Source organism: Aeribacillus sp. JST-2, from assembly GCF_056032925.1.
The window spans coordinates 1-8,508 of record NZ_JBVVUU010000065.1 but is presented as its reverse complement, the minus strand read 5'-3'; the positions used below and the strand labels follow the sequence as shown (position 1 = coordinate 8,508).

Here is an 8,508-nt window from a genome sequence, read left to right as displayed (position 1 = left end):
TCATTGACACTATGGTTCTATTGTAAGTGGGGAATTTTATTCCGGCTATATTGGGGATTTTATCATCGGCTTTAACAAACAGAAAAGCGTAATTATTACATCTAACTTAGAATTTAGTCAATGAAGCCGGATCTTTACAGATTCTCGATTAACAGCAGCGTTAGTGGACAGGCTAATTCATCACGCCCATATCATCTCTTTTCATGGCGAGAGCTATAGACTGCCCCACGCATTGTCGAAAAGGAATGAAATGGGTGGTAAACCTCTGCATTTTTAATTGCATTTCTCTGCACTTTTCTATTGCAAAATACAACTTTGAAATCATATCGAGTGATCAAAAACCAATCAGCCTGATTACTCAAAGAGGACTGAATCATAAATAAAACAATAGAAATAACTTATCTGTTTTATGTGTTTTGGAACCGAACGTTAATGATTTGAAGCATTCGGAGCATATGGCTGCGGGTGCTTTTTTTTTTTTTCGCAGTTATCCATCGGGTTCATTTCACCCATTTTTAAATTTTTTACAAAGGTATACCAAAAATGGTATATCTTTTTTTATATAATCAGAGAAGAATTATACTATTTCCTTTGCTAATTAGGGGGTGGTTTGCAAAATTTACAGCAGGAGGGATAAGTGTAGAAAAATAAAATATCAATTTTTGTAGGAAAAACAGAATGATTGTAGAAGTATGTAGTTGAAATGGCCTAGGTTAAAAGGAGGTGATTCATGTGAGAATTGGATTTCGATTTCGAATTCATGAACTGCCAATTGGCTACCGTTTAGGCGTCTTGTCCATCATTAAGGAAATGGTGCGCTCCGGTTCTGAAAAATATTTCGAGGAAATTTTTGTAAAAAATAAGGATGAGATGAAGCCTTTTGGTTACTCGACTTATATCAAAAACATCGTCATCAATGATCAGAAAATAAAAGGAGATGAATTGATAGTAACTGTTTCTAGTTCTTCCTACGAATGGATGATGCATCTAATAAACGGCAGTAGAAAAAAGAAGGAGTACTGGTATCAAGATTATTCTTTCACTCTGATTTCAAAGCGTCTTTTACCAATATGCAAAATTGACAAGCGAATTGTCACGTTTAGCACAAAGTCTCCGATCCTTCTGGAATCAAAAGAGAAAAAACCGGTTTTGTTTTTTGATGAAGATTTCGAAAAAGAATTTCAGTATGCTAGTTCCTTATTGATTGAACAACTTTATCACCGCAAACCGTTTGAACCGATTCGTGTTTTGCAAACGGCAATGAAAAAGCAAGTAATCAAGGAATATTTACATCAAGTTCATGGTGATCCGCTGTATTTAACAACAAGTAGAGGGCTCATACAATTGGAAGGTCATCAGGAAGATTTACAAGCGATATATGATAACGGGATTGGATTTAGAAGATCTTTAGGATTGGGATTGCTGGATGTGGAGGGGGTGACAAGTAACGAATGGAACAAATAACAGTTCAAATGGATGAATGGTTTTTTACGCAAGGATTAATCGGGTATAAGAAAATTTTGGAGAATTATGGTGAAAAGGTTAAAACCACCCATGATGGCCTTATCATTGAAAGAAAGCATATCGAATTGTTAACAGAAGCTTTTTTCGATTTTTATTTTAAACAATACAGCGTAGCAAATCGCGATAAGAAAACACTGCGCCTGCTCCACAAAAAATTTAAAGAAGGAGATAAAAAGGCTAAGACAGACATTAATAAAATCTTAAATGATACAAAAAAGAAAGTGGAAAAATATTTTTCCGGCGCAAAAGAGGGAGCGCAATTAATGGAAGCAGCTGATTTATATCGCAATGAAAAATCATATACGCCGGAAATGGATCAGTGGCTCAATATTTTTCTTGAAAACTTAGCGGCGACCGATATTGATCAAAAATTAACAGTAAACTATATTAAGGCCGTCCAACTAAATCCATATTTTGGACAAGTTTCCATTTTGAATGTGGCAAACAATAGTAAAACGATTGAAGAGCATAAAGAGATTTTTTATAAAGATTTCATACAACCTGTTTTGGACGAATGGCAGCTTTATGATGCCCTTGAACAGGGAGACGAGAACGGGGTTTACAAAGTTATAGAAAAAATAGAAAGCAAACATCTGCAATCATTGAAAAAGGAATTGAAGAAGAAGAAGACGGTAAGTGAAATGAAACAATTTATACAGCAAGAAATACATAAATGTTCGTTTACCGGTTTTCCGATTGCCCTGCATACATTTGAAGAAGGCATTTTTGTGCCGCTTGCACTAAGCATCAGCAATGCCATCAATATGACTTGGAACTCGAATGGGAAAGAACTGTTGCCGCTTTGTTCATTAGCAAAATTGCTAATCTTTTGCTCGCATGCCGGTGCAACAATGTCCCAAGGGAAATCGGTGTTTGTTTATTACAGCGGCACTTTTGATGAGATTTTTCAAACGAATCAATTTTATGCCGATTTAAAAAATCCGAACAAAACTTTTGATGAAATTGTTTTTGACTTAGTTCGAGAACAAAAGCTGAGAGCTGACTATGCAAAAAAACATTATTTGATTTACGAATTTACATCAGAGTATCAGTCGAAGAAAACGATCTTAAACTATATGGTCATGACGCCAAGTTTGTTAAAGTTGTTTTCGGATCATTCGAATCTGTTTGATCATGTTCACTATTCCATTAAAATCGGAATGGTGCGATTATTGCTGCAAGGAGTAGACACAAAGCATTTTATCAGCCAGGTGCTTCGGGATAAAATAAAACATTCGTATTCAACTTTTGACGTCATATGCATGACGCAAATTCGCCATTTGAATCAGTTATACGTAAAGGGGGACTTTGAGGTGGATAGCAATGCGCAAAAACGTTATATTTGGGCGCTCGTTAAAAGTGCAGAAGAAGTCAAAAAGAAAATCAATAATGAGAAAAAAGCCCAAGGAATTGCTTACCGTCTGTTAAATGCGGTTCGTTCCAATAATAAGAATACCTTTATGGACACCGTGATGCGCACGTATATCAGTTGCGATCTTGAAATGCCTGGATTGCTTTTAGAAGCGCTGCATGAAGATAAAATGGATTTTGCAACAGTCGGCAACGCTTGGATTGCTGGATTAGTATCGAAACAGAAAGATTTAAAAGAAGGAGAGGAAAATAATGAATCAAAATAAAGGGTTGACATTTTCAGCTATTTTTCGCGCAAACTCTTTAAATTATGGAGAAGGAACTGCCAATATCTCTGAATTAAAAAAATTTCATCGCGGAAACGGCGATGTCTATACTTTTGCTTCAAGGCAAAGCTTGCGTTATGATATGGTTCGCCTCGGCAATCAGTATTTTGGATGGAACCTCGATGTGGTGGATAAAGCTCAAGGTGTTGTTCAATTTAAACCAGAATGTACAATTCAAGATTCGGTCGAGATGGATCTTTTCGGTTATATGAAAACAAAGGCAAAGGAAGGGGCGACAAAACGTTCAGCGGTTGTAAGACTAAGTCATGCCATTTCGCTTGAACCGTATCGCAGTGATCTGGAGTTTCTTAACAATATGGGATTGGCCGCTCGAATTAATGAAGACGCAAATCTTGCCACACTTGAGCAGCATATGAGCTATTACACTTATACGGTCACTATTGACTTATCAAGGGTTGGTATTGATCAAGAGATTGAATTGCCGAATGATGAAAAAGCCAGTCGCATCAAACAACTATTAGAAGTTACGAAACTTTTAAACCGTGAAATTAGAGGCCGACAAGAGAATTTAGCACCATTGTTTATTATTGGCGGCGTCTATCAAATTCCAAACCCTTTCTTCCAAGGAAGAATTGCCCTAGTTGGTGGAGACAAAGAGAAGTTGAATGTACAATTGCTGAAGGACACCGTTCAAACAACTGTTTTTGGGCAAGCGATTGCAGAAGATACGCGAATCGGCTATGTCAGCGGAACGTTTAACAATGAAAAAGAGTTTGAGGAAATAGCAGCTGTTGGGACAGTTGATGATTTCTATCATCATTTAGCAAAAGAAGTAGATTTATATTATGGGGTGTAACCGATGAAAGCCCTGCGAATCAAAGCATTTCAAGAAACAGCCTGCTACACAAAACCTTTTGCCAATAAAGTAACGGAAACATATCCGCTCCCTCCGTATTCAACGGTGAAAGGTTTGATTCATACAGTCTTAAATGCAGACGAACTAATTCCTTTCTCATTGTCGATTCAAGGCGATTATGAATCGATGATGTTCGATTATCGAAAAACATACTTTGTGAAGAAAAAAGAGTTCAATATGCCTATTATTATGGACGGGTTGGCGACGAAAATACCGGAACATGCCAGCATGACGTCGATGCCGTTGTATACCCACATGCTCTACAATGTTGAATTGGTGTTTCATATCAAAGCGGAGGAAACGATTTTACAAAACATATATGAAGCCTTCCTTCATCGGGATGCCCATCTTTCGCTGGGAAGACATGAAGATTTATTGCGAATCGATGAAGTGAAGGAAGTGGGGCTGGAAGAGCTTGACGGATATGAAGATACGAATTTAAAACATTCTATGTATATTCCTTCTTCGTGTATATATGAAGAAGAACGAAAAAACGGGATCCCATATCTTTTAAATTGGAGATACAACATTAAAAAGGGAATTCGCGAATGGGAAAAGATCCCAACAATTTACGTTCCAAAAAATCAATTAATAAATGACGAATTTTTACTAGAGCCGGCATATCTTGATGAAGAAGGTTTTATCGTTATTTGGAATGAATGACATTTTACAGTCCCAAAACATGTGCAAGGCTCTGTGAAGGTAAAGAGCTAATAGCACCAATGTTTTGGGGCTTTTTTTTGGGGAGGATGATCAATGTTAATAGCAAAATCAAAGCCGAAGAAAGAAAGCTTGTTTGAACATACGAATGAATTGTTGAAAAGATATGAAGTACTATATCAAAAATATCGCAAATTTATCTCCAATCAAGAAGTATGGGAGCTTTTAAAAATTGCAGCACAATACCATGATGCCGGCAAGGCTTATAGCCACTTTCAATATACAATTAAAAAAGCGTTAGGTGAAGAAGTTGAAAAAACAGATATGGTCTATATTCCCCATGGCTATTTATCCCCATTTTTCTTGCCGATACGATCATTAAAACTGGAAAAAAATAAGCGGAGGGTTTTGATCCAAGCAATTGCATATCATCATGAGCGGTCGGATTCAATCAATCCGGAACAACTGTTGAAGGCGGCAAACGGCGATTTAGTACATAAATTTGAGTTGGTACAACAGGAATTAGGGATTGAAACACCAAAGGATCATAAACATTTTTCCAGAATTATTAATGATTTAACTAGGGAACGAATCAAATCGATTCAAATGAACGAAAATTATTTCATGTATGTTTTAATTAAAGGTTTGCTCCATCGTTTAGATCATGCAGCGTCAGCACACGTGGAAATCGAAATCGATGCCGATGTTGATTTGAGCCATATCGCAAATCAATATTTACGCAAACTATCTGGAAAAGAAACAGGATATTTGCGTCCTCTGCAGCAATTTGCCTATGAAAATCAGGATAAAAATATGATCTTGGTTGCTCAAACTGGAATGGGGAAAACGGAAGCCGCCCTTTTATGGGCCGGAAAGAAAAAAACTTTTTTTACCGTTCCGCTTCGAGTTTCGTTAAATGCTCTGTATGATAGAGTTTCGGCTGAAATGGGCTATCAAAACTGTGGATTGCTTCATTCAACCAGTGCTCATCATCTGGATGAAAAGGGAATTGAAAATTGGGAAGTCATTTACGATCAATCAAAGCATTTTTCCAATAAAATCACTTTCACGACCATTGATCAAATATTAAAATTCCCATTTAAATTTCGCGGGTATGAAAAATATTATGCGACCCTTGCCTATTCATGCGTAATTATTGACGAAATACAAGCTTACGATCCGTGGATTGCGGCTGTCATTTTGAAGGCGATGGAAATGATTCATAAAATCGGCGGTAAATTTATGATCATGACGGCGACATTACCGCAAATATATTTGGATGTTTTATATGAAAAAAACATTATCGATGAAAAATGTGTTGTGAAAAAATTTTATGATGATTCTTTCTTGCGGCATCGCATACAGTTAAATCAAACTTCCATCTTGGATGATGTTGAAAAAATGATTGTTTCAGGAAAAAAGAAAAAAGTGCTAGTGATTTCCAATACGATTGATCAGGCTGTTAAATTATATAAAGCGATAAGCGGTCGAATAGAAAATGTTTATTTATTTCATGCCCGGTTTATTCAAAAAGATCGCCAGCGTTTAGAAAGCAAGTTGAAAAAATTTGATCGTGACCAAAATTGCAGCGGGATTTGGATTACAACACAAATAGTTGAAGCTTCGATTGATGTTGACTTTGACGAATTATACACTGAATTAGCGCCATTAGATAGCTTATTTCAAAGATTTGGCCGCTGCTACCGGAAAAGAAGTTTGCAACATAAGGAAGCGAATATTTTCATCTATACAGAAGAAGTCAGTGGGAATGGTTCAATCTATGATAAAGATATTTTGAACATTTCGAAATCAATATTGCTGGATCATGTGGAAAAGGAAGGCTGGGAAATAGCAGAATCGAAAAAAATGAAAATGGTTGAAACGCTATACTCGAAAGAACAGCTTGGACATACAGAGTTTTACGAAAAATTCCAATCAGCAATAAATCAATTAGATTATATGGAAGATTATCAAATTTCCCATTCCGAGGCACAGGCGATTTTACGTGGAGATGAGTCGGTGCTTGTCATTCCAAGAAAAATATATGACCAAATCATTCCTTTATTCGAGCAATTAGAAGTTGAGGAAGAGCCGAAACAAAGAAGCAACATAAGGAGAGAAATTGAAAGATATACTTGTTCAGTGAATAAAAAAATATTTCAAAAACATCTCCATCCGATTGATCATTATCGTCAAACAAAAGACGGCAGATATCCGTTAATGAGCCATTTGTTTATATTAGAGAAAGAGTACGATTTTGATGAAGATCGCTTGCAAGGAATCGGGATTACCAAAGACGAAGCTTTTTTTGAGGTGTTGTGATGATGATCAGCGGCCTCCATATTCAATACTATGTAATCTGCAAAAGAAAACTTTGGCTCTATTCCAAAAATCTTGGGTTTGAAGAAGAACATGACCGTGTTTTAGATGGTCAATTGCTTCATGAAAAATCTTATCAATATGCAGATCGAAAAGAAATGATGGTGGATGACAGTTTCAAAATTGATGTTTTAGACGGCGATTATGTGAGAGAAGTAAAGCTATCACGAAAAATGACGGAAGCCGATCTGTACCAGCTGTTATTTTATCTGTATCAATTGAAAAAACGGGGATTAATTCGAAAAGGGTTAATTAGCTATACGAAAGAAAAGCGAACAGAGGAAATCATATTAACAGAGGCGGATGAAGCAAAACTCGACTTCATGGAAAAAGAAATCGAAAAAATTATAGAAAGGCCAACAGCTCCGCAATTACTGAAAAAACCATATTGTAAAAGCTGCGCCTACTTTGATTTTTGTTTTGCCGGAGAGGCTGAGGAGGACGAGTAATGTCAAAAGATTATTTTGTCTTTAGTCCGGGACGGATGCAAAGAAAAAACAACACTTTTTATTTATTTTATTGATGGGGAAGGCAAAAAAAATCTTTGCCTATTCACCAAATTGATAACATTTATGTATTTGGTTCATTAGATCTGAATACAGAGTTTTTGCAGCTTTTGAATCAACGCCGAGTGGCAATGCATATTTTTAATTTTTATGGATTTTATTCAGGCTCTTTTGTCCCGCGCCAACAAAAAGTGTCAGGATTTTCTGCTGTTCATCAAGCAGAGCATTATTTGGATCTGGAAAAGAGATTGTTTTTGGCTAAGCAATTTGTCAATAGTGCAAGCTTTCATATGCTGAGAAATCTGCGCCATTACAAAAACAAGGGAAATGTAGAAGCGCTGATTGACCATATTGTTAAATACCGCAATCAACTTGAACAGATGGCGTCCGTTCAAGAAATCATGGGTATTGAAGGGAGGATCAGACAAGCTTATTACACGGCATTCAACTCCTTTTTGTCCAATGAGTTTGCTTTCGACGAAAGGACAAAAAGGCCGCCGAGAGATCCGTTAAATGCACTGATTTCATTTGGGAACAGCCTTTGTTATACAAAAGTTTTAGCTGAAATTTACAAAACGTACTTAGATCCTACCATCAGCTTTTTGCATGAGCCATCTACTAAAAGGTTTTCTTTGAGTCTGGACATCGCAGAGATTTTTAAACCGCTAATTGTTGATCCGGTGATTTTTACGTTGATTAATAAAAAGCAATTAAGCATTGATCATGATTTTGAATATATTGAAGAAATGGTCATCTTGAATGAAGAGGGAAAGAAAAAATTTTTAAAAGAGCATTCCTGTTAGAAGTTTTTTCGGGGACTTGAATAAAAAAAGCCCTCTTGGTATGATTCGGGGGTGTCAATCAC

Annotated in this window: 6 protein-coding genes and 2 pseudogenes; all 8 read left to right on the top strand. The window is 36.5% G+C overall.

The features are described 5' to 3' along the window. Positions 1-76: 76 nt before the first annotated feature. Positions 77-277: pseudogene (locus tag AC0KTX_RS16075) on the top strand (ATP-binding protein); the annotation flags it as partial. Between the two features lie 455 nt (positions 278-732). Beyond that, positions 733-1,464 (top strand): CRISPR-associated endoribonuclease Cas6, encoded by a 732-nt coding sequence (gene cas6, locus AC0KTX_RS16070; RefSeq protein WP_474253094.1) that lies wholly within the window; start codon positions 733-735, stop codon positions 1,462-1,464. Beyond that, a complete protein-coding gene (gene cas8a1, locus AC0KTX_RS16065) occupies positions 1,452-3,161 on the top strand; it encodes a type I-B CRISPR-associated protein Cas8b1/Cst1 (protein ID WP_474253093.1) in 1,710 nt (569 codons plus the stop codon). Before cas6 ends, cas8a1 begins: the two co-directional genes overlap by 13 nt. Further along, positions 3,148-4,038, top strand: coding sequence for a type I-B CRISPR-associated protein Cas7/Cst2/DevR (cas7i, locus tag AC0KTX_RS16060; RefSeq protein ID WP_474253092.1), 891 nt, complete (start codon positions 3,148-3,150; stop codon positions 4,036-4,038). The genes cas8a1 and cas7i overlap by 14 nt, the downstream gene beginning before the upstream one ends. 3 nt (positions 4,039-4,041) lie before the next feature. After that, positions 4,042-4,761 carry a type I-B CRISPR-associated protein Cas5b gene (cas5b, locus tag AC0KTX_RS16055; RefSeq protein ID WP_474253091.1) on the top strand — a complete coding sequence of 240 codons (720 nt, stop codon included), beginning with the start codon at positions 4,042-4,044 and terminating at the stop codon, positions 4,759-4,761. A gap of 93 nt (positions 4,762-4,854) precedes the next feature. Further along, positions 4,855-7,080 (top strand): CRISPR-associated helicase Cas3', encoded by a 2,226-nt coding sequence (cas3, locus tag AC0KTX_RS16050; RefSeq protein WP_474253090.1) that lies wholly within the window; start codon positions 4,855-4,857, stop codon positions 7,078-7,080. A 2-nt stretch (positions 7,081-7,082) separates the two neighbouring features. Next, positions 7,083-7,586 carry a CRISPR-associated protein Cas4 gene (gene cas4 / locus AC0KTX_RS16045; protein WP_474253089.1) on the top strand — a complete coding sequence of 168 codons (504 nt, stop codon included), beginning with the start codon at positions 7,083-7,085 and terminating at the stop codon, positions 7,584-7,586. Between the two features lie 92 nt (positions 7,587-7,678). Further along, positions 7,679-8,446 (top strand): annotated as a pseudogene (gene cas1b / locus AC0KTX_RS16040) (type I-B CRISPR-associated endonuclease Cas1b); the annotation flags it as partial. Positions 8,447-8,508: the final 62 nt, after the last annotated feature.